Genomic DNA, 21697 nt, shown 5'->3' on the forward strand with positions numbered 1-21697 from the left:
ATTAGAACGAAAAATATGGTAGTATTAGTAATAAATAACGTGCTTCGAAAATGGAGGTTTAGCGATGGAACAATCTACAATAATTATGTCAAAATTAACCCCTCCTATGACCTCATCCTTTTACATGAGAAGATCATCCCTAATAAAAAAATTAAAATCAAATTCTCATAAGAAATTATCTCTTTTACATAGTGGAGCTGGATTTGGTAAAAGTTCAGCTTTAGCACAATATTATGCTGATTCAAAGGAATTATACTCCTGGTACACCATTACCGAAGAAGACGATGATATTCTTCCTTTTCTAAGACATTTATTACTTAGCATTCGGAAAGTAATCCCTACATTTGGTGTAAGTCTAATAGAAAAAGAAGTAATATCCATGTATCCAAAAGAAGCAGAATTAACTCGTTGGTACTCACTATTTAGTAATGAATTGGTTTCAATCGATCATCCATTTACTATTATATTAGACGATTTTCATCTGATTGATCATGTTTTTCAAATAAATTATATAGTAGAAAAAATAATAGAATTCCTTCCTCCAAATATACATCTTGTTGTCGCATCCAGAAGTCGACCTAAATGGACTATATTATTAAAGCTAAAATTAAAAGGACAGCTTGTTGAAATTAGCGAAAAAGACTTTATGTTTAGTGAAGAAGAAATTCAAGTATTTTTTGAGGATTATTTTGATAAAACGATTTCATTGAACGAAGCGGAAGAAATTATGAAACTAACAGAGGGTTGGGCAATCGCTATTCACTTGATAGCAATGCAAGTTGCCGAGACGAGTAAACAAATAGCAGAACTTTTTGATCCAGCTTTAAAAGATCTATTTTCCTATTTATCCGAAGAAGTATTTTTACGGATGAACGAAGAAGATAAGCAATCCTTATTAAATTTTAGTATCTTCCCAACCTTTACTCTAGAAGATATTCATGCTTTTTTCGGAGAGATTGAAGCAAGAAATCTGGTTAGATTAGCGAGTAGCCATGCTTTCATCCAAGCATTAAGCGATACCGGCGCCTATCGATACCATTCTTTGTTCCAACAATATTTAGAAACAAAGTGGTTACAAAAAGATCAAGCTCTTTACGTGGAAACACACAAAAGAGCCGCCGCATATTACAGTAAAAAGAATAATTTAGTCCAATCTATTCATCATGCGGTAAAAGCAAAAGATGATTTTTTTCTAGGTCAGACGATTGTTCAGTTTGCGGAAATGATGATCAAATCTGGACAATTCGATTGGTTGTTAGATTTGTTAAAAGAACATCTTTCTGAGGAAAGAAAAGAAGAGTTCTATGAGCTTTATTATTACGAAGGTGAATGTCATCGATATAGAGCTTTTTATGAAAAAGCTAAAAAAGCATATGAAAAATGTATCAACTTTGCCAAGGAACATAATAACCATTTGTATCATAGTCGAGGCAATGCTGGAATTGCGCATATCTATTTAGATACTATCCAACCGGCATTTGCAAAACCTTTTTTAGAAGAAGCTGTTAAATGGTCTGAGATGAGTACGGATATGACAAGGCATGAAATGTTATTATTAAAGAGATTATTAGCGGAAAATCTAGTAAACTTGGGAAAAGCAAAAGAGGCAAATAAATTTGTTCAACAAGAAAAGTTAGAGGCAGCTATTTTAAGAGAAGGAAATTTGGATGCTAGAATTCTGCTCCGGACAGGTATGCTAAATGAAGCACTGAAAATATTAAAAAATAGGATAAGCGATGAAAATAGTTTACCTGATTCTCATCGAGAGACAGAGGTTTTACTTTCCTTTATATATTCTTTAATGGGTCAAGTAGAGCATGCAAAACAAGCGGCTATAAAAGGCATTGAAACTGGAAATCGTGAAAAGTCAGGTTTTGTTGAGGCGGTAGGATGGATTCGTAGAGGACATGCAGAAATATTAGATAATCCATTTGATATGGAAACGCCTGAAACTTATTACTTGAAAGCTGTGAATCGAATGGAAGAGTTGAATGTTTCTAGGGGCAAAGCCGAACCTTATATGGGACTATCCATTTTAAAGTCCAGACAAGGATACTTTCAAGAGGCGATCTCATACGGTGAAAAAGGTCTCCGAGAAACGGACAAGGGGAATGATTATTGGTTATCTGCATATATTTTGATCTGTTTAACAATAGTTTATTTTGAAAATGATGAACACCATCAAGCATTACAAACAGTTCATGAGGCTAATCGACTGTTTGTAATTAGTGGGGATGTTTATGGTGAAATGGTATCGAACTATTGGCTAATGATTATTCATCACCATTTAGAAAATCAAGACGTGTTCATTCATTACGCTGAAAGATTTGCAACTTTATGTGTTCGTTTTGATTTCGTATTTTTTTTACAGAGAAAAACGGTTTTTGGACCATATGATTTGCAAATGCATTATCCTATTCTCCAAAAAGCGCTTATCGCAAATCCGGACTCAATTGATGTAAATACTGTTTCTAATATATTGAAGATAAATACAGTGAGTAATTACCCAGGTTATCAACTTACAATACACCTGCTTGGACCCTTTACTCTTTATATGAGCAATAAAGAGGTTAACGAACGAAAATGGCAAAGAGATAAGGCAAAAGAATTATTAGCTTATTTATTTATGAATAAAAACCGCTTTGTCCCAAAGGAAGAAATTATCCATGCATTATGGGGAGAAAGCAATGAAAAAAACATGGACCGTGATTTTAAAGTAACCTTGAATTCTTTATTAAAAGTAATTGAACCAAATCGGTTAGCAAGAGAGGAATCCTTTTTCATTGTGCGCAAGCAGTCGATGTATCGATTGAACCCTAATGTATCGATTGCTAGCGATATCGATAATTTTCATCATTATGTTGATAAAGGATTAAATGAACATAACCCAGTGATATCTAAAGAGTCACTATTAAAAGCAGAAAAATTGTACAAAGGCCAATTGTATGAAGAAAAGACAACAATAGAATGGATTTCCCATGATCGAGAAAATGCACAACAACTCTACATTACCGTGTTAGAACGACTAGCACAAACAAGTACCAGGTTAAAGGAGTTCGAAAAAACAATTTATTGGGCTGAGAAGCTCCTACGAATAGATCGAACTTGGGAGGAAGCATATCGGCTGTTGATGTACGCTTACTATCAATTACAAAACCGCTCCCAATCTGTAAAATGGTATGACCGTTGTGTTACTACACTTGAACAGGAACTTGGCATTGAGCCAATGGAAACTACCATACAAATGTACGAAATGATAACAAATTATGAATAGAAATTAGAAAAAAAAATCTTTCATATAAAAGGAGTGTTAATTTGATTCGGAATATATTTAAAAGAAAAGATCCTATTGAAGCATTTTGGGAATGGTTTGTGGAACATGAAGAAGAATTATATTTGATACGGGACGAGCATTCTGTGAAATTGTTAAAAGAATTAGATGCGGTGACGAGTAAGGTAAACCGCCAATTATCATTTTCGATTGAATTAGAAGAAAACAAAGACAAAAAACGCGAGCTGACAATTAGCGCATATGGCAATCCTAACAATTTCCCAGACGTGATACGGTTAGTGGAAGCTGCACCACAGTTGGAAAGATTCACTATTGTAGCATTTAACCAGCGAAATGACGATGATATAGCAATTTCATCTAATGGGTTTGAAGTTAGTCGTGAAGATGTCTTTTTCACGTATGAGGTAGATCAAGAGAATGAAGAATTCTACCTTATTTTGTATATTAAAGAGTTCCGAGAAGACGTGGAACATAGTAACGCAGTATTGGAGTTTCTTGAAATCGTTATAGGAGAGTATGTTCTTGGTACGGAGATTACAGAAATAGAATTTAAAAAGTTTAATTCAGAGGAAGGTTTGTTGCCAATAAATGAATTACCTAATGTATTAGATCAAGTGAAAAAAAACAAAATATAAGATTTTGATAGATCTTGCATACGTTATATTTAATGTTACAAGAACTTGGGTAATTGCCCAAGTTCTTTTTTATGAAATCCTATTTAACTTGAAAATTTCTTATTTACATGAAACTTTTGATTAGCTTTTTTGTAACTGATTTGTAACTACATTTTTGTACTCTATAACAGAAGCATGATAACGCTTACAAAAAGCTTTGAAGGGGGATTTACATGACAAAAAAATGGGGATTATTGTTAACGCTATTATTCGTTCTAATTGTCAGTGCTGCATGTAGCGAAAAAGCTACTACAACAACAGAAAAAGAAAAGGACGAAACAACTCCAGTTACAAGTGAAGTGACTGAAGAAGGCGGTACTATCAAAGTTGGGGTACTTGCTTCTTTAACTGGTGCTCTTGAGTCTTATGGTAAACAAACGAAAAATGGATTTGAGTTAGGTCTTGAATATGCTACCGATGGAACAATGGAAGTAGCAGGCAAAAAAATCGAAGTTGTTTTTGAAGACACAGAAACAAAACCTGAAGTAGCAGTTCAAAAAGCAACAAAGCTTTTGGAAGAAGATGAAGTAGATTTCTTAGTAGGATCCTCTAGCTCAGGTGATACATTAGCTGTCCTTCCTCTAGCAGAAGAATATGAAAAAATTATGATCGTTGAGCCAGCTGTTGCTGACAGTATTACAGGTTCAGAATACAATCCATACATTTTTAGAACTGGTCGTAACTCCTCACAAGATGCTGTAGCAGGTGCTGCTGCAATCGCTAAACCAGGAGTAAAAATTGCTACGTTTGCACCAGATTATTCATTTGGATGGGATGGAATAGCTGCATTTAAAGCGGCTGCAGAAAAATTAGGAGCAGAGGTAGTGTTGGAAGAGTACGCTGATCCAGCTGCTACTGACTTTACTTCTAACTTACAAAAGATTATCCAAGAAAAGCCTGACTACTTATTTGTTGTGTGGGCAGGTGCAAACTCTCCTTGGAATCAAATTGCTGACTTAAAACTACAAGAAAAAGGTATTAAAATTTCAACAGGAGCTCCTGATATTCCTGCATTATCCGTAATGGAACCATTAGTTGGTATGGAAGGCTTCTCTGTTTACTATCATACACTTCCTGATAATGAAATTAATACTTGGTTAGTAGATGAACACAAAAAACGTTTTAACGGTGAAGTTCCTGACTTATTTACTCCAGGAGGAATGTCTGCTGCAATTGCAATTGTAGAGGCTTTGAAAAAATCTGAAGGAAATGCAGATGGTAATGAGCTGATCAAGGTAATGGAAGGTATGTCATTTGAGACGCCAAAAGGAACAATGACATTCAGACCAGAAGATCATCAAGCATTACAATCTCTTTACTCTATTAAACTAGAAAAACAAGATGGTGTTGACTATCCTGTTCCAGTTTTAATAAGAGAGCTATCTCCAGAAGAAACAGAACCACCGATTTTGAATAATAAATAAAAAAAATTGAGTGACGGCCTAATAATATTAGGTCTGTCACTCTCCATATTATAGATTTCTCTATGATATGGAGAGTGACAGTTGAAAGGAGTAAAGTGGAATGGAACCTATACTGAGAACTGAAAATCTAACCATTAAGTTTGGTGGTCAAACTGCTGTTGACCATGTTAATTTTTCTATGCCAGCAAAACATTTCAAGTCTATTATTGGACCAAATGGTGCAGGAAAAACTACTTTTTTTAATTTATTGAGTGGTGAGTTAAACCCTACAGAGGGCGATGTGTTTTTTAGAGGTGAATCAATGTCTAAATATTCCTCCGTTCAACGAACAAGAAAAGGGCTTGGTCGTTCTTTTCAAATTACAAATGTATTTCCAAATTTAACGGTAATAGAAAATGTTCGTTTAGCTGTTCAATCCAAAGAAAATATTCGTTATCAAATTCTTCGGCATTTTACATCATATAAAGACTTGCATATACAGGCTGAAAAGCTTTTAGAAATAGTTTTGCTTTCTAGTAAAGCAAATGCTTTTGCAAATCAACTATCACATGGAGAAAAACGAAAACTAGAAATTGCGATGTTACTTGCTTTAGATACAGAAGTATTACTGTTGGACGAACCAACTGCTGGAATGTCCTTAGAAGAAGTCCCTGCCATTTTAGATGTCATCAAACAGATTAAACAAACGGGTGAAAAGACGATTTTATTGATTGAACATAAAATGGATATGATTATGGATTTATCTGATTCTATTATGGTTTTATTTAACGGTAGATTACTAGCGGATGGTACACCTACAGAAATTATGAATAATGAAACCGTTCAACATGCATATTTAGGAGGGTTGTACGATGAGCATCTTGCTTAAAGTAGAAAATGTTCACACGTATATAGGGCAATATCACATTTTACAAGGTGTTTCATTTGTAGCGAAAGAAGGAGAAGTAAGTGTTTTACTAGGTAGAAATGGAGCCGGAAAAACAACTACTTTAAAAACAATCATGGGATTGACTCCTGCTAATTCAGGTTCCATTGTTTTTCAAGATAAAGATATAACTAAAAATGCGACTCATCATATTGCTTCAAATGGCATTGGATATGTTCCGGAGGATCAAGGAATATTTGGTGCACTTACGGTAGAAGAAAATATCAAAGTTGCTATGCGAAAAGAAGATGATAGTGCACTTGCAAGACAGGAATACGTACTGGAGTTATTCCCAGATCTTAAGAAGTATTGGAAAAAGGAAGGCGGACATCTATCTGGTGGTCAAAAGCAAATGCTATCAATGGCAAGAGCTTTTGTTAACGAGAGTAAACTACTGTTAATAGATGAGCCATCTAAAGGCCTTGCACCAGTTGTCATCGAAAAAGTGATGGAAGCTATAATTGAAATGAAAAAACAAACTACAATTATATTAGTAGAACAAAATTTTATTATGGCTAGTAGAATTGGCGATACATACACACTAATAGATGATGGCGAGACCGTACAATCTGGTCAAATGAGTGAGTTAATACAGAATGAAGAGCTAAAACGTAAGTATTTAGGAATTGGGTGAGGGGGTAATAAAATGGAACTAATCATCAATTTATTGATAAATGGCTTAGCTACTGGGATGCTAATATTTCTATTGGCTGCTGGTTTAACGTTAATCTTTGGCTTAATGGATGTTTTAAACTTTGCTCATGGTGGGTTATTTGCATGGGGAGCCTTCTCTGGAGTCTGGTTTTATGGATTAACTGACAGTTTTACTATTGCCATCCTAGGAGCTATTTTAACGGGTATAGTGCTTGGATTTATAACGGAGAAACTCATTATTACTCCCGTTTACGGTAATCACATTCAACAAATTTTGATCACATTAGGTTTTATGATCGTTTTATCAGAAATGTTGAAGGTTGTTTTCGGACCAAATCAAATTGCGGCAAAAACTCCTCCTTTATTATCCGGGAGCTGGGAAGTTGGCGATGTCATCATTATCAAATATCGCTTATTTATCATATTGATAGGCTTTCTAGTATTTGGCGTTTTCCAGTTTATACTGAAGCGTACTAAAATTGGTTTGATCGTACGTGCAGGAGTTATGAACAAAGAAATGGTTCAAGCGCTTGGTATAAATATCAAACAAGTTTTCTTATACGTGTTTATGGTAGGAGCTGGTCTTGCAGCATTGGGCGGCGTACTTATGGCTCCTTATTCTGGGGTAATTTATGCAGAAATGGGTATGGAATTTGCGATTTTAGCATTTATAGTCGTAGTCATTGGTGGTATGGGAAGTTTTCCTGGATCTCTACTTGCCGCAATACTTGTTGGTCTTGCAGGCAGCTTCATGGCGTACTATGTTCCAGCTTTATCACTTGCGGTCAATATGATGCTAATGGCAATCGTATTAATTTTCCGTCCACAAGGTTTGTTTACTGCGAAAGGATGATGCGAAATGAAGTCAAAATTCCAATTAACTAATGCTGTATTAATAATAATGGTAGCTGCTCTGACAGTTTTCCCGTTTGTTTCAGACTCTAGAACTTGGACAATATTGCTTACACAAATATTTATTTTTTCTATCTTAGCTATGAGCTATGACATTTTGCTTGGATATACTGGGATCGTCTCATTCGGTCATGCAATGTTCTTTGGGATGGGCGCTTATGCTACTGCTATTATGCTCAATCATTTCGAGGCAACGTTGGGTATATTTTTCCTATCTATCCTAGTAGGTATGGTCTTAGCAGCCGTAATCAGTTTTTTGGTTGGATTACTCACTTTAAGATTAAAAAGCCATTTCTTTGCAATGCTTACAATGGCAGTGTCAGGTTTATTTTTAGTACTTGCAGAAAAATGGAGAACACTTACGTATGGTAATGATGGATTTACATTTCGTGCACCAGAGTTCTTTAAAGATCGTATGATGTTTTATCTTCTTGTTCTTGCTTGTTTAGTACTTGTTTTCTTTTTCCTAAGAAGATTTGTTGAATCTCCTTTAGGAAGAGTCTTAATAGCTGTACGTGAAAACGAACAGAGAACAAAATCATTAGGATTTCAAACATTGCATTATAAAGTAATCGCTTCCGTCGTAGCTGGGGTTGTCGCAAGCTTGGCTGGTTCCCTGTACGCTATTTCTCTACGGTTTGTGAATACGAGTGTACTCACAATGGATATAACACTTGATGCTCTCCTGATGACTATAATTGGAGGCGTAGGAACATTAATAGGTCCAATTATTGGTGCAGGAGTAATTGAATTAGCTCAACATTACTTGTCTGGCCTTGCTAAAGAGCATCCTATTTTCGAAAGATGGATTATTTTCTTTGGAATCATCTATATATTAGCAGTAATATTTTTCCCAAGAGGAATTGTAGGTACAATACGACATGCATTTTGGAAAAGAAAAAACAAAGGCGGCGTATCAGTAGCGATCAATCCAACTAAGAGAAAGGCGGAAGCAAAATGACTGTAGGAATTGTCAGTACTGGTGTGTATATTCCAGACAACGTCATGACAGCCGAGGAAATTGCTGCTCTTTCTAATTTACCAATTGACGTCGTAAAAAGTAAAATGGGGATTACACAAAAACCAATTCCCGGTCCTGAAGATCACACAGTAGCAATGGGGATCAAAGCAGCCGAAAAAGCATTACAAAAAGGGGCTGTAGATCCAAAAACAATTGATTTAGTTATTTATATCGGGGAAGAACATAAGGAATATCCATTATGGACTGCAGCTATTAAACTACAAGAAGAGATAGGTGCTTATCACGCTTGGGGATTTGACGTGGCTCTTCGTTGTGGGACGACAATTATGGCCATCAAAATAGCAAAAAATATTATGGAATCTGATTCGTCCGTTAATACTGTTCTACTTGCTGGTGGTTATAGAAACAATGACTTTATTGATTATACAAATGAAAGAACTCGCTTTATGTTCAATCTCGGAGCGGGTGGAGCAGCAATTATATTAAAAAAAGATCATCATGAAAATATTATTCTAGAATCAGAGATTATAACAGATGGGTCTTTTTCTGAAGATGTAGTAGTACCAGTCGGCGGAACAAAAGAACCACTTACAGTGGACCATTTACAAAAGGGATTATATAGATTAGATGTGTTAGATCCTGAAGGCATGAAAGCAAGACTTGAACAAAAGTCGATGCAAAATTTTATAAAAGTAATTCGTAATGCATTATTTAAAAGTGGTTATTCAGATAATGATATTGACTATTTAGCTATTCTCCATATGAAAAAATCAGCTCATGATTTTGTCTTAAATGAACTAGGATTATCCAGTGAACAATCGATCTATTTGAGCGATTATGGACATATTGGTCAAATGGATCAGATTATTTCGTTAGAGCTTGCACAAGAAGCTGGGAAGCTAAAAGATGGTGATCTTGCTGTTCTTGTAAGCGCCGGCATTGGTTATGCATGGGGGGCTGTAGCAGTAAGATGGGGTCAGCAAGGGGGAGAAAAGTGATGAGTTTACCAAAATTATCTTTAGCAAATGGAGAAACAATTGCGTATCGTATACGTCCAGGTGGCGAAGAAGTGATTGTATTAGTACACGGCAATATGACCTCTTCAAAACATTGGGATGTGTTAATCGATACATTAGATCAAAAGTATACGTTATATGCAATTGATTTAAGAGGATTTGGAGAGTCTACCTACCAAACGAGAGTTCAAAGTATAAAGGACTTCTCAGATGACTTGAAGGAAGTTGTCGACCTTTTATCGTTAGAAAAGTTCTTCTTAATAGGTTGGTCTACAGGCGGAGCAATTTGTATGCAGTTTGTTGCAGACTATCCAGACTACTGTGAGAAGTTAGTTTTATTAGCATCTGCCTCAACGAGAGGGTATCCTTTCTATGGAACAAATGAGGATGGAACACCAAACATGAACTATAGATTTCAAACAATTGAAGATGTAGAAAATGATCCATCAAAAACAAGAGCGATGCAAGGATTATATGACACCAATAATAAAGAAGGATTGAAGGCAGTATGGAATGCTGCTATATATTCTCACAAGCAACCGGAGAAAGAACGTTATGAAGCTTATTTGGATGATATGTTGACACAACGAAATTTGGCGGATGTCTATCATTCATTAAACACATTTAATATTAGCTCTTACCATAACGGAGTAACGGAAGGAACAAATCAAGCAAAAGATATTACCATTCCCGTACTTATTTTAAGAGGAGATCGGGATTATGTCGTGAACGAGGAAATGACACAAGAAATTGTGAAGGACTTAGGAGACAATGCCACTTATATACCATTAGTAAATTGCGGTCATTCTCCATTAATCGATGATTTGGAGCAGTTAACAAATCGTATCGAAACATTTTTAACGGAGGAGAAAGCATATGAGGTTAAAAGATAAAGTCGCTATAATTACAGGAGCAGCCAATGGAATAGGTTTAGCTGCAGTTCTTCGATTTGCAGAAGAAGGAGCTAAGGTAGTGATAGCTGATTTTGATGCAAACACAGGTACAAACCAAGAAAAAGAATTAATAGAAAAAGGATATGAAGTTAAATTTGTTCAAGTGGACGTTGCAAACCGCGAAAGTGTAGAAGCACTTGTACAACAGACGGTTGACCATTTTGGAACAATCGATATCTTAATAAATAATGCTGGTATTACAAGAGACGCAATGCTGTCTAAAATGACAGTGGAAGACTTCTCACGTGTTCTAGATGTAAATTTAACCGGCGTTTTTAATTGTACACAGGCAGTTCTTCCACATTTAGTGGAAAAAGGATACGGAAAAATAATAAATACTTCCTCAGTTAGTGGGATTTATGGAAATGTCGGTCAAACTAATTATGCTGCTTCAAAAGCTGCGGTTGTTGGCATGACCAAAACTTGGGCAAAAGAATTAGGACGTAAAGGCATTAATGTTAATGCAGTAGCACCAGGTTTTACAAGCACGTCTATGGTAGCTAAAATGCCAGAAAAGATTATTGACCAAATGAAATCAGTTGTTGCCTTACAGCGACTTGGCATTCCTACAGAAATAGCGAATGCATATTTGTTTTTAGCATCAGACGAATCAAGTTATGTACATGGTCACGTCTTACACGTCGATGGCGGTATTATGATGTAATGAAAGGAGCGGTTGCAAAGTGTTTACAGAACAAGCTTGGATATATAAACGTGCAGCACTGTCTCCGACAAAAACCGCTTTGATCGACAGTAATTCTGGCGAGCAATGGAATTATAAAACGTTAACAGATCATATATCTAAATGGGTTCACTATTTTCAAGAAAAGCAGTATGTAAAAGGCGATCGAATAGTAATCCTTTCTCAAAATCGAATTGAGTTATTCGCGATCCTGTTTGCTTGTGGATTAAAAGGGATTTTATATGTTCCTCTTAACTTTCGATTGAGTGTTTCAGAGCTGAATTATATATTAAATGACTGTGAACCTGTATTGGTCATCCACGATGAAGAGCATCAAGGAATATGTTCCAAATTTGAAAAAGTAGATTGTCTGCTACTTACAAAGGTATTAGACGAGAGAATTGAATTTTATCCTTCTAAATCAGTATGGAGTTCAACGGATCCATGGTTAATCATATATACTGGTGGAACTACCGGAAAGCCAAAAGGGGTTGTCCTTTCATTTGATGCAGTGAATTGGAACGCTATTAATACAATTGTTAGTTGGGGACTAAGCGACGTGGATTGTACATTAAACTATATGCCAATGTTTCACACCGGAGGTCTAAATGCACTTTGTCTTCCAATTTTAATGGCAGGGGGCACAGTCGTCACTGGTAGTCGTTTTAATGCTGAAGAAGCACTTATGGCTTTAAATACTTACAAGACGACGATGTCTCTATTTGTTCCTACTATGTATCAAGCGATGTTAGAGACTGATTATATTAAAAGAGCAACATTTCCAACTGTAAAAGCTTTTTTATCAGGTGGAGCTCCATGTCCAAAGACTATTTACAACCAATTTGAAGAGAAGGGAATTCTTTTTAAAGAAGGTTACGGTCTTACTGAAGCTGGACCTAATAACTTTTATATTTGTCCTCAAAGAGCGAGTAATAAAAAAGGATCCGTTGGTAAATGCATGCAATTTAATGAAGTAAAAATAATGAATGAGTTTGGCAAATTATGTAATGAGAATGAAATAGGAGAATTATATATCTCAGGTAAGCATGTATTCACAAAGTATTGGAACAACGAAGAAGAAACCAAGATAGCAAAAGTAGATGGCTGGTTAAAAACAGGTGACTTGGCTATGTTTGATGATGAAGGTGATTATTATATCGTAGGAAGAAAAAAAGAGATGATTATTTCAGGAGGAGAAAATGTATATCCCCAGGAAGTAGAGCAGTGTCTCGTTTTACATCCAAACATACGAGAAGCAGCAGTAATCGGTATAGAAGATGATAAATGGGGAGAGTGTGTGACTGCTTTCGTCACCTGTAAAGAATCGATCGTATCTTTTGAGGCTGAAATAATTACCTATTGTAAAAAATCACTCGGAAGCTATAAAGTTCCGAAAAAAATATTTATCTTAAATGAACTTCCTCGAACCGATGTTGGCAAAATAGACAAAAAGAAATTACAACAATTAGCTAGTAACGAAAAAAAAAGTGAAATCTGTTAACACGGAGTCAGTTATTCCGATAACTGACTCCTTCCTATGCTCATTCATAGGTTTACTTTTCAGCTTTTTATGTTACTTTTCTGTATAATATATATAGAGGTGACATGAAAGATGTATATAAGTGAAAAAGAAATAGAAGTGCGCTATGCAGAAACAGATCAAATGGGCGTTGTCTATCATGCAAATTATGTTATTTGGTTAGAAATTGGACGAACTCAATTGATTCAAGACTTGGGATTCACGTATGCAGGCCTTGAAGCAGATGGATATATCTCCCCTGTAACGAATGTCAATATTAACTATATGTCTTCTGTAAAATACGGAGAGACAGTAACAGTTAGAACCTGGATTGAGAGCCATGGAAAACTTCGTACTACTTATGGATACGAGATTTTACATAAAGATGGAACGATTGCATCAAAAGCTACATCCGAGCATGTTATCGTCAAAAAAGATAATTTCCGACCGGTTTCACTAAAAAAAATCAATCCGCAATGGGATTCGAAATATACTGAAATTGCAAAGGAACTTGTTTAATGGCTTTTGGAATTACACGTGATGAATTAAATGAATGGAAACGAAATGTACATAATGAGCAAATTGCATTTTTAACGCATTATTGGGTCGACAAACGTTTTCCAGGTTGTAATACGGTTACAAAAGTAGGCTGTAGTAATCTTTCCATTTTAATTGAGTGGGGTAAGCAGTACGGTTTAAAAGAAGAATGGATTGATTTCAAAGAAGGATATCCTCATTTTGACTTATTCGGTAAACACGAATATGACATTATGAAAAAAGAAGGTCAACTTGAACAGCTTAAGAGGTTTAAAAAAGCGTGACAATAAATGTCACGCTTTTTTATAGGAGTAGGCTAATTCCTCCGTCTTGGTGTCTACATCTACATAAAGATCATGACCATTGAAAAACCATTCATCTTTCTCCTCGATAAAAAACAAGATATTTTCTATCGTTACAGTTACTGATGGAATTACGGGAGTATCAATTGTCATTCCTAAGGAGAACCCTTCGTTTATTGGACTAGTTCCGCCATAACGAGCATAGAAACGAATTGTGTCGCCATTCTGTACTTCCATTTCGTCATGGAACCATTTTAGTGCATCAGTGGAGATGAATATTTTCATGTGTAATCACCAAGCTTTCTTTAAAATCATTCGAGCATATTACATCTCATGGTAATAAGTGCGTAGTTGCTAAATCCATTTGACTTTCGGTTCTGTTCCTTCTTTGATTCGTTTTATATTCGTACGATGTCTATAAAAGATGAAAATTGCAAGAAGTAGTACTATACCAATCAATGGTAAATCGTGGTCTACAGTATAGTGATAAATAATAGCATATAAAACCGCAATGATAGAAAGAATCATCGACGTTAGAGAAACCATTTTAGTTAATTTTAGGATAATGAAAAATCCAACAACTAATAGCACAAATATAGGCCAGTTATATCCCAATAATATTCCACCTGAAGTGGCAACTGCTTTTCCACCTTTAAACTTCGCAAAAATAGGGAACATATGTCCTACAACAGCAATGATACCTAAAATTAAAGGATGTACATTAGCAGATTCAAAAAATGGTAACGCACCTAAAAGTGTTGCAGCTGTTCCTTTTAATATGTCCATGATTGTAACTACTAAACCGGCTTTTTTTCCAAGTGTGCGGAAAGTATTTGTACCACCTAGATTACCGCTTCCGTGCTCTCTTATATCTGTATTATAAAATAACTTTCCAACCCAAAGTCCAGAAGGGATGGAACCAATTAGATAAGCGAGTAAAAGTAAAATGAATGTAGTCATAGCATACTCCTTTTATTATGAAACTAATAATATAATGAACTTTTCTTAGTTTACCATGTACACAAAGCTCTCTTCAATGTTTAGTAAGTAAATATCTATTTAATAATACTAACCAAAAAATACTTTATAACGGTATAATTAATTATATATAATGAGCTAACATTAGAGTTAGGTAATATATAGTCAATTGATGCAGAAAAAATGTCTAAATTATTATGCTATTATGAACTTTGTTTATAAAGTTATTGTATTACTATGAAGGAATAACGAGCTTTAATAGAGAAAGCTATGGTATGGCAGATTGCATTACACTAGAAATTTATTTACAATTAAATTCTGTCCTATGTACTGTAAGTATTGACACATCGACAATCTGTTTGTAGGCTTAAATAGAAGTTAAGAACGGATGTTTTGTTTTTTTTTGGAGGGGAACATATTTTGCGTAAAGATGAACTATTAACAAGTTATAGTGATGATGATATTCAGGTATTAGAAGGGTTAGAAGCCGTTCGGAAAAGACCTGGTATGTATATCGGATCAACAGATACTAGAGGATTGCATCATTTAGTATACGAAATAGTAGATAATGCAGTAGATGAAAGTCTTGCTGGTTTTGGGGACCATATAATTGTAACTATACTTGAAGACCAAAGCATTACTGTTCGTGATTTTGGGCGTGGAATGCCAACAGGTACACATAGAACTGGAATACCTACTGCAGAAGTAATTTTTACAGTGTTACATGCGGGTGGTAAGTTTGGACAAGGTGGATATAAAACGAGTGGAGGACTCCACGGAGTAGGTGCATCCGTCGTGAATGCACTATCTTCATATGTTGAGGTAATTATCCATCGTGACGGCAAAAAGTTCATGCAACGCTTTGAAAATGGTGGTAAAGTCGTAAAATCATTGACTCAAATAGGGTCTACTAAAGAAACAGGAACTTCTGTTCATTTCTTGCCGGATCCTAACATATTTTCAGTCATTAAATACAATTACGAGACGTTAAGCGAAAGATTAAGAGAATCTGCTTTTCTTTTAAAGGGATTAAAAATAGAACTAATCGATGAGCGAACAGGTGCTCATGATATTTTTTACTTTGAAACAGGAATAGAAGCATTCGTAGCATATCTAAATGAAGAAAAAGATGTATTACATCCGGTTTTCTATATGGAAGGCTCTCATGATGAAATAGAAGTTGAATTTGCTTTTCAATTTAATGATGGTTATTCAGAAACCATTCTGTCGTTTGTTAACAATGTCCGTACTCGAGATGGCGGAACGCATGAAACAGGTGCAAAAGCTGCTTTAACAAGAGTATTTAATGATTATGCTCGTAAAACAAATTTGTTAAAAGAGAAAGCTAAAAACTTGGAAGGTTCTGATATACGAGAAGGAGTTTCTGCGGTAATATCTGTTCGTATCCCAGAGAATATATTACAATTCGAAGGCCAAACAAAAGGCAAACTAGGTACAAGTGAAGCAAGAAGCGCTGTAGATGCTGTCATTTCTGAAAAACTACAGTATATCTTAGAAGAAAACTCAGAGTTAGCTTCTTCTCTAATTCGAAAAGCTATTCGTGCACAACAAGCTCGTGAAGCCGCGAGAAAGGCACGTGAAGATGCTCGTAACGGAAAGAAACGAAAACCTTCAGAAATGTTATCTGGTAAGTTAACGCCAGCACAATCGAGAAATGCTGCCAAAAATGAACTATATTTAGTCGAAGGAGATTCAGCAGGAGGATCCGCTAAACAAGGTCGAGATCGAACATTCCAAGCAATCCTTCCTTTACGAGGTAAAGTTATTAATACAGAAAAAGCAAACCTAGCAGATATTATGAAAAATGTAGAAATTGCAACAATCATTCATGCTATTGGAGGCGGGGTTGGAGCAGAGTTCCAAATCGATGATATTGCTTATGATAAAGTCGTGATTATGACCGATGCTGATACGGATGGCGCACATATCCAAGTATTGTTATTAACCTTTTTCTACCGCTATATGAAACCATTGATTGAAAATGGAAAGATATATATTGCTTTACCACCACTTTATAAAGTATTTAAAGGGATAGGAAAAAAAGAAGTTTTTGAATATGCATGGACTGAAAAAGAGTTAGAAGCTGCAGCCAATAAAATTGGAAAAGGATACATGCTCCAACGTTATAAGGGACTTGGAGAGATGAATGCCGACCAATTATGGGATACTACAATGAATCCAGAAACTAGAACTCTTGTTCGAGTGACAATTGAAGATGGCGCAAGAGCAGAAAGGCATGTTACAACACTTATGGGTGATAAGGTAGAACCACGTCGTAAATGGATCGAAGCAAACGTAAACTTTAGCTTAGAAGATGATTCAAATATTTTAGAAAATGATAGATTACACACGGAGGATGAATTAGTATGACACAAACCGAACGTTATCAAAATTTACCACTAGAAGAAGTAATCGGTGATCGGTTTGGACGTTATAGTAAATACATCATTCAAGACCGTGCACTACCAGATGCGAGAGATGGGTTAAAGCCTGTTCAACGTCGTATATTATTTGCAATGTTTCAAGAGGGAAATACAAATGATAAACCATTCCGTAAATCTGCTAAAACAGTTGGTAATGTAATCGGAAACTATCATCCACATGGTGATAGTTCCGTTTATGAAGCAATGGTACGTATGAGTCAGGACTGGAAACTGAGACATATGTTAGTAGAAATGCATGGAAATAATGGTTCTGTTGATGGTGATCCTCCTGCAGCAATGCGTTATACAGAAGCAAGACTTTCTGCCATTTCTCATGAGCTACTAAGAGATATAAACAAAAATACCGTGGATTATATTGCAAATTTCGACGATTCGGATACAGAGCCAGTCGTATTACCCGCACGTTTCCCAAATCTATTAGTGAACGGCTCAACAGGAATATCAGCCGGTTATGCAACGGATATACCACCACATGCACTTCACGAAGCATTAGATGCTGTATTGATGCGTATAGAAAACCCTGCAGCAACAGTGGATGAGTTAATGACTGTTTTAAAAGGTCCTGACTTCCCGACAGGAGCGATTATTCAAGGTGTAGATGGGATTAAAAAAGCTTATGAAACAGGAAAAGGTAAGATTGTCGTTCGATCTAAAACAGAGATTGAATCTATTAAGGGTGGCAAAGAACAAATTGTCATTACGGAAATTCCTTATGAAGTGAATAAAGCCAATTTAGTTAAAAAAATCGATGAGCAACGTCACGATAAGCGTTTGGAAGGCATTGCCGATGTGCGAGACGAATCAGATCGTACAGGATTGCGTATTGTTATTGAAATGAAGAAAGATATAGATGCCCACGGTATACTACAATATTTATTTAAAAATACGGATTTACAGGTTACGTACAATTTCAATATGATAGCTATTCATAATCGTAGACCAACGATGATGACATTGCCTCTCTTATTAGACTCTTATATTGGTCATCAAAAAGAGGTAGTAACCCGTCGTACTGCATTTGACTTAAAAAAAGCAAAAGAACGTCTGCATATTGTTGCAGGTTTAATGAAAGCTTTATCTATTTTAGATGAAGTTATTAAAACGATCCGTGCATCAAAAGATAAACGTGATGCGAAAAACAATTTAATCGCTAGCTTTGAATTTTCTGAAGCGCAAGCAGAGGCAATCGTGTCCTTACAGCTTTATCGTCTAACAAATACGGATATTACGGAGCTTCAAAAAGAAGAGGAGTCATTGAATGCATTAGTTAAAAAGTTAGAGAGTATTTTAGCTAGTGAGACCGTTCTTTTAAAAGTCATCAAAAAAGAACTACAAGAGGTAAGAAAACAATTTGCAGAACCACGTAAATCAATAATTGAAGATGAAATTGAAGAGATAAAAGTTACACTTGATGTCTTAATTCCAAGTGAAGAAGTAATTGTAACAGTCACGAAAGATGGCTATATTAAACGCACGAGTATGCGTTCGTTTACTGCTTCCAACGGACAAGATTTTGCTATCAAGGAATCTGATTACTTATTGTACCAGGAGCCTATCAACACGCAGCATCATTTACTTCTTTTCACATCTAAAGGTAACTATATCTATCAGCCTGTACATGAACTTCCGGATATCCGTTGGAAAGATCTTGGCCAACATATCTCAAGCATAATACCATTAGATACAAATGAATCGCTTATTAATGTAATAGGAATTGAGACGTTTGACCTTGATCTATGTGTCCTTACAGCAACCAAGGAAGGACAGATTAAACGATCATTACTTTCTGATTATGTTGTTCAACGTTATGCACGTCCAATAAAAACAATGAACTTGAAAAAAGAAGATGAATTAATCCTTGCACAACTTGTTTCTCCGTCAGATGATGTATTGTTGACGACATATCACAGTTATTCTGTCCGGTTCTCACTTGATGAAGTACCAATTACAGGGGTAAAAACTGGTGGTGTGAAGGCTATAAACTTAAAAGATGATGATCTTGTCGTAAGTGTAAATGTTATTTCTCAAGATAGTCAGGAAGATATTACATTAATAACACATCGTGGGTCAGTGAAAAAAATGGGGCTTAAAGAAATAGAATCTGGCGGACGCGCAAAGCGAGGAATCGTGACTCTACGTGAACTAAAGTCAAACCCTCACAGAGTTTTCGCTGTTATATTGACGAATAAAGCAGATGAAATTGTTTTAGAAACAGAAAAAGGTGTTCAAGAAGTTGTTCAAACGAATTCACTTCGTCCAACTGATCGCTATTCAAATGGATCCTTTATCGTAGATACAGAAAAAGACGGTCAACTTGTTCGAGTTTGGAAACAACCAATTGAACAGAAAGAGTAAGGGAATAATATGTGGAGAAATGCAAATGTTTGGATTGTGTTAGTAGGGGAAATGATTGCGGGACTTGGTCTTTGGAGTGGAGTCATTGGCAATCTAGAATTTATGCAAGAGAAAGTACCATCCGATTTTCATAAATCGTTAATCCTCGCAGGCGGTCTATTAGCCGGTGTACTAATGGGCCCACTAGCAGGGAGGATAATTGATCAATCTAAGAAAAAAACAGTGTTAATAGTATCTAGTGTAGGTAGGATATTAAGTGTTCTATTTATGTTCGTAGCAATTGCAACAGGATCTATTTGGTGGATGGTTTTATTCTTAATTAGTTTACAAATATCCGCTGCGTTTTATTTTCCTGCATTGCAAGCTACATTACCAATGATAGTGAATGAGAAAGACTTGTTACAATTAAACAGTTGGCATATGAACATTGCTACAATTGCACGTGTAGCTGGTACAGCTATTGCTGGCCTTGTTTTAGTCTATTGGTCGATCCAATATCTATATATTTTTTCCATGGTTGCATATGCTGGATTACTGGTATTTACGTGTATGCTCAAATTGGAGGAGAAAGAAGCTGTCACTGTAAATGGGGAGAAAGTAAAAAGCGGATTTAAGGAAATTTTTCCAATGTTAAAGGATAATACTGCAGTTCTCATGACAGTTATCTTAACTTTAATTCCATTATTGTTTTTGGGATCGTTTAATTTAATTGTCATTAATATTAGTGAAATTCAAGATTCCTCTTCCATCAAAGGTGCCATATATGCAGTAGAAGGTTTTGCCTTCATGCTAGGTACGTTAGTCATTAAATATATTGGATCTAAGTGGAAAGTAAGTAATATTCTATTCAGCTTTGTAATAATAATTGGACTTTCTGAGATATTACTATACTTTGCTGAAAGTCCTGCATTGACTCTAACGACTTTTGCTCTTTTTGGTTTTTCCATTGGATGTTTCTTTCCCACTGCAATGACGATCTTTCAAAAACAAGTACCCAAAGAGTTTCACGGAAGATTCTTTTCATTTCGAAATATGTTAGACCGTGTAGCATTTCAATTAGTATTATTGTCAACTGGTGCACTTTTAGATATCATCGGATTGCAATATATGGTAGTTGTTTTTGGTCTAATTAGTGTTTCATTAACATGTATTTTCATGCTACAAATGAAAAAAAGTAAATTAGCATTCAATTAAGCAATATAAAAAGCATTTCCATCGGGTAATATACCTTGTTGGAAATGCTTTTTATGTTTGTTCTGATACTGTTGTAATTTTTCCTTCTTTGTTTTCGTTTTTCGCACGTGCATACTAAATTCAACATCATTTCGGAAAGTTGTAACATCTTTACCAGTATTACGTAGTTGGTGAGAACGTTTTTTATGTGCTGCAGACTTAGCCATGTAACCACTCCTTAAAAATTTATATCTTACAAGAAACAGAGTATATTATTTTATACAAAAACACAAGAAAATGAATGTAAGAATGATATCTATTAGTATGTATGGAGCAAATGGGGAAGTGGTAGCAATGAATCCCGAGTTATTGTAGAAAATAGTGTATAAATAATCATGCATAAGTAGTTAGATATTGGAAAAAATACTGACTAAAGCTAAAAACAACAAAATGAAATCTAAAAGAACTTAATTTTTTTTAAAAATAAACAAATCTGACCAGATATTATATATTAAGATGAAAAGCTATACAAAATCTTTTAGTGTTTAATTAGTGAGTGAGATCAATTGGATGCAATGAAAATAAATATAAACAAAAATATTGATTGTTAAGTAATAAAATTGATATTTGATACAAAATTCTTTCTGATATCTCACTGTTTCAAGTATACTTCTTCAATGAAATACAACTTCGTATAATTTATATTATGTAAACTTAATTATTTTCAGGGATACCAATAACTAATCACTTACCTTCCCATAATTATTCATATTGTATATGGACAAGAATGTCGGGACAATTTGGACAAGAATATTGGGACGTACCTCTTATATCATTAAAAAAGATTTTTTTAA

General features: G+C 35.3%; 19 protein-coding genes. 16 read left to right on the forward strand and 3 right to left on the reverse strand.

What is annotated here, in order from left to right; all coding sequences use genetic code 11:
• Nucleotides 1-64 precede the first annotated feature (64 nt).
• The 13 genes from AM499_RS06510 to AM499_RS06570 all read left to right on the forward strand — a co-directional run bounded on the left by AM499_RS06510 (nt 65) and on the right by AM499_RS06570 (nt 13854).
• Nucleotides 65-3274: an AfsR/SARP family transcriptional regulator gene (locus AM499_RS06510; RefSeq protein WP_053589434.1), complete on the forward strand. Its 3210-nt coding sequence runs from the start codon at nt 65-67 to the stop codon at nt 3272-3274.
• Between the two features lie 41 nt (nt 3275-3315).
• Complete coding sequence (locus tag AM499_RS06515; protein ID WP_053589435.1) at nt 3316-3927, forward strand: hypothetical protein; 612 nt, start codon at nt 3316-3318, stop codon at nt 3925-3927.
• Between the two features lie 212 nt (nt 3928-4139).
• Nucleotides 4140-5390, forward strand: coding sequence for a substrate-binding domain-containing protein (locus AM499_RS06520; RefSeq protein ID WP_053589436.1), 1251 nt, complete (start codon nt 4140-4142; stop codon nt 5388-5390).
• 100 nt (nt 5391-5490) lie between these two features.
• Nucleotides 5491-6258, forward strand: a complete 768-nt coding sequence (locus AM499_RS06525; protein ID WP_053589437.1) for an ABC transporter ATP-binding protein — start codon at nt 5491-5493, stop codon at nt 6256-6258.
• Complete coding sequence (locus AM499_RS06530) at nt 6242-6949, forward strand: ABC transporter ATP-binding protein (protein ID WP_053589438.1); 708 nt, start codon at nt 6242-6244, stop codon at nt 6947-6949. The genes AM499_RS06525 and AM499_RS06530 overlap by 17 nt, the downstream gene beginning before the upstream one ends.
• A gap of 12 nt (nt 6950-6961) precedes the next feature.
• Nucleotides 6962-7822 (forward strand): branched-chain amino acid ABC transporter permease, encoded by an 861-nt coding sequence (locus AM499_RS06535; protein ID WP_053589439.1) that lies wholly within the window; start codon nt 6962-6964, stop codon nt 7820-7822.
• A gap of 6 nt (nt 7823-7828) precedes the next feature.
• A complete protein-coding gene (locus AM499_RS06540) occupies nt 7829-8842 on the forward strand; it encodes a branched-chain amino acid ABC transporter permease (RefSeq protein ID WP_053589440.1) in 1014 nt (337 codons plus the stop codon).
• On the forward strand, nt 8839-9861 hold the full coding sequence (locus tag AM499_RS06545; RefSeq protein ID WP_053589441.1) for a 3-oxoacyl-ACP synthase: 1023 nt from the start codon (nt 8839-8841) through the stop codon (nt 9859-9861). Before AM499_RS06540 ends, AM499_RS06545 begins: the two co-directional genes overlap by 4 nt.
• Entirely contained in the window at nt 9861-10772 is a 912-nt protein-coding gene (phaZ, locus tag AM499_RS06550; protein WP_082355187.1) for an intracellular short-chain-length polyhydroxyalkanoate depolymerase, read from the forward strand. The genes AM499_RS06545 and phaZ overlap by 1 nt, the downstream gene beginning before the upstream one ends.
• Complete coding sequence (gene fabG, locus AM499_RS06555; RefSeq protein ID WP_053589443.1) at nt 10756-11496, forward strand: 3-oxoacyl-ACP reductase FabG; 741 nt, start codon at nt 10756-10758, stop codon at nt 11494-11496. The genes phaZ and fabG overlap by 17 nt, the downstream gene beginning before the upstream one ends.
• Nucleotides 11497-11515: 19 nt before the next feature.
• Complete coding sequence (locus AM499_RS06560) at nt 11516-13015, forward strand: AMP-binding protein (protein ID WP_053589444.1); 1500 nt, start codon at nt 11516-11518, stop codon at nt 13013-13015.
• 111 nt (nt 13016-13126) lie between these two features.
• Nucleotides 13127-13552: an acyl-CoA thioesterase gene (locus tag AM499_RS06565; protein ID WP_053589445.1), complete on the forward strand. Its 426-nt coding sequence runs from the start codon at nt 13127-13129 to the stop codon at nt 13550-13552.
• Nucleotides 13552-13854 carry a hypothetical protein gene (locus AM499_RS06570; protein WP_053589446.1) on the forward strand — a complete coding sequence of 101 codons (303 nt, stop codon included), beginning with the start codon at nt 13552-13554 and terminating at the stop codon, nt 13852-13854. The genes AM499_RS06565 and AM499_RS06570 overlap by 1 nt, the downstream gene beginning before the upstream one ends.
• 9 nt (nt 13855-13863) lie before the next feature.
• Here the strand turns inward: AM499_RS06570 and AM499_RS06575 are convergent, their stop codons facing one another.
• Both AM499_RS06575 and plsY read right to left on the reverse strand, forming a co-directional pair.
• Entirely contained in the window at nt 13864-14157 is a 294-nt protein-coding gene (locus AM499_RS06575) for a HesB/YadR/YfhF family protein (RefSeq protein WP_053589447.1), read from the reverse strand.
• Between the two features lie 69 nt (nt 14158-14226).
• Nucleotides 14227-14832, reverse strand: coding sequence for a glycerol-3-phosphate 1-O-acyltransferase PlsY (gene plsY / locus AM499_RS06580; protein ID WP_053589448.1), 606 nt, complete (start codon nt 14830-14832; stop codon nt 14227-14229).
• A 438-nt stretch (nt 14833-15270) separates the two neighbouring features.
• Here plsY and parE point away from each other — a divergent pair, with 438 nt between their 5' ends.
• From parE to AM499_RS06595, 3 genes are read left to right on the forward strand one after another with little or no spacing between them, the layout of a single operon-like run.
• Complete coding sequence (parE, locus tag AM499_RS06585) at nt 15271-17241, forward strand: DNA topoisomerase IV subunit B (RefSeq protein WP_053589449.1); 1971 nt, start codon at nt 15271-15273, stop codon at nt 17239-17241.
• Entirely contained in the window at nt 17238-19670 is a 2433-nt protein-coding gene (parC, locus tag AM499_RS06590; RefSeq protein ID WP_053589450.1) for a DNA topoisomerase IV subunit A, read from the forward strand. Before parE ends, parC begins: the two co-directional genes overlap by 4 nt.
• 9 nt (nt 19671-19679) lie before the next feature.
• Nucleotides 19680-20864 (forward strand): MFS transporter, encoded by a 1185-nt coding sequence (locus tag AM499_RS06595; RefSeq protein ID WP_053589451.1) that lies wholly within the window; start codon nt 19680-19682, stop codon nt 20862-20864.
• On the opposite strand, the gene AM499_RS06600 is transcribed toward AM499_RS06595, so the two are convergent.
• Entirely contained in the window at nt 20861-21070 is a 210-nt protein-coding gene (locus AM499_RS06600; RefSeq protein ID WP_053589452.1) for a hypothetical protein, read from the reverse strand. The two genes, AM499_RS06595 and AM499_RS06600, sit on opposite strands and share 4 nt — an antisense overlap.
• Between the last annotated feature and the right edge of the window lie 627 nt (nt 21071-21697).

It is taken from the genome of Bacillus sp. FJAT-22090 (assembly GCF_001278755.1).
In the GTDB taxonomy this organism is placed as follows: domain Bacteria; phylum Bacillota; class Bacilli; order Bacillales_A; family Planococcaceae; genus Psychrobacillus.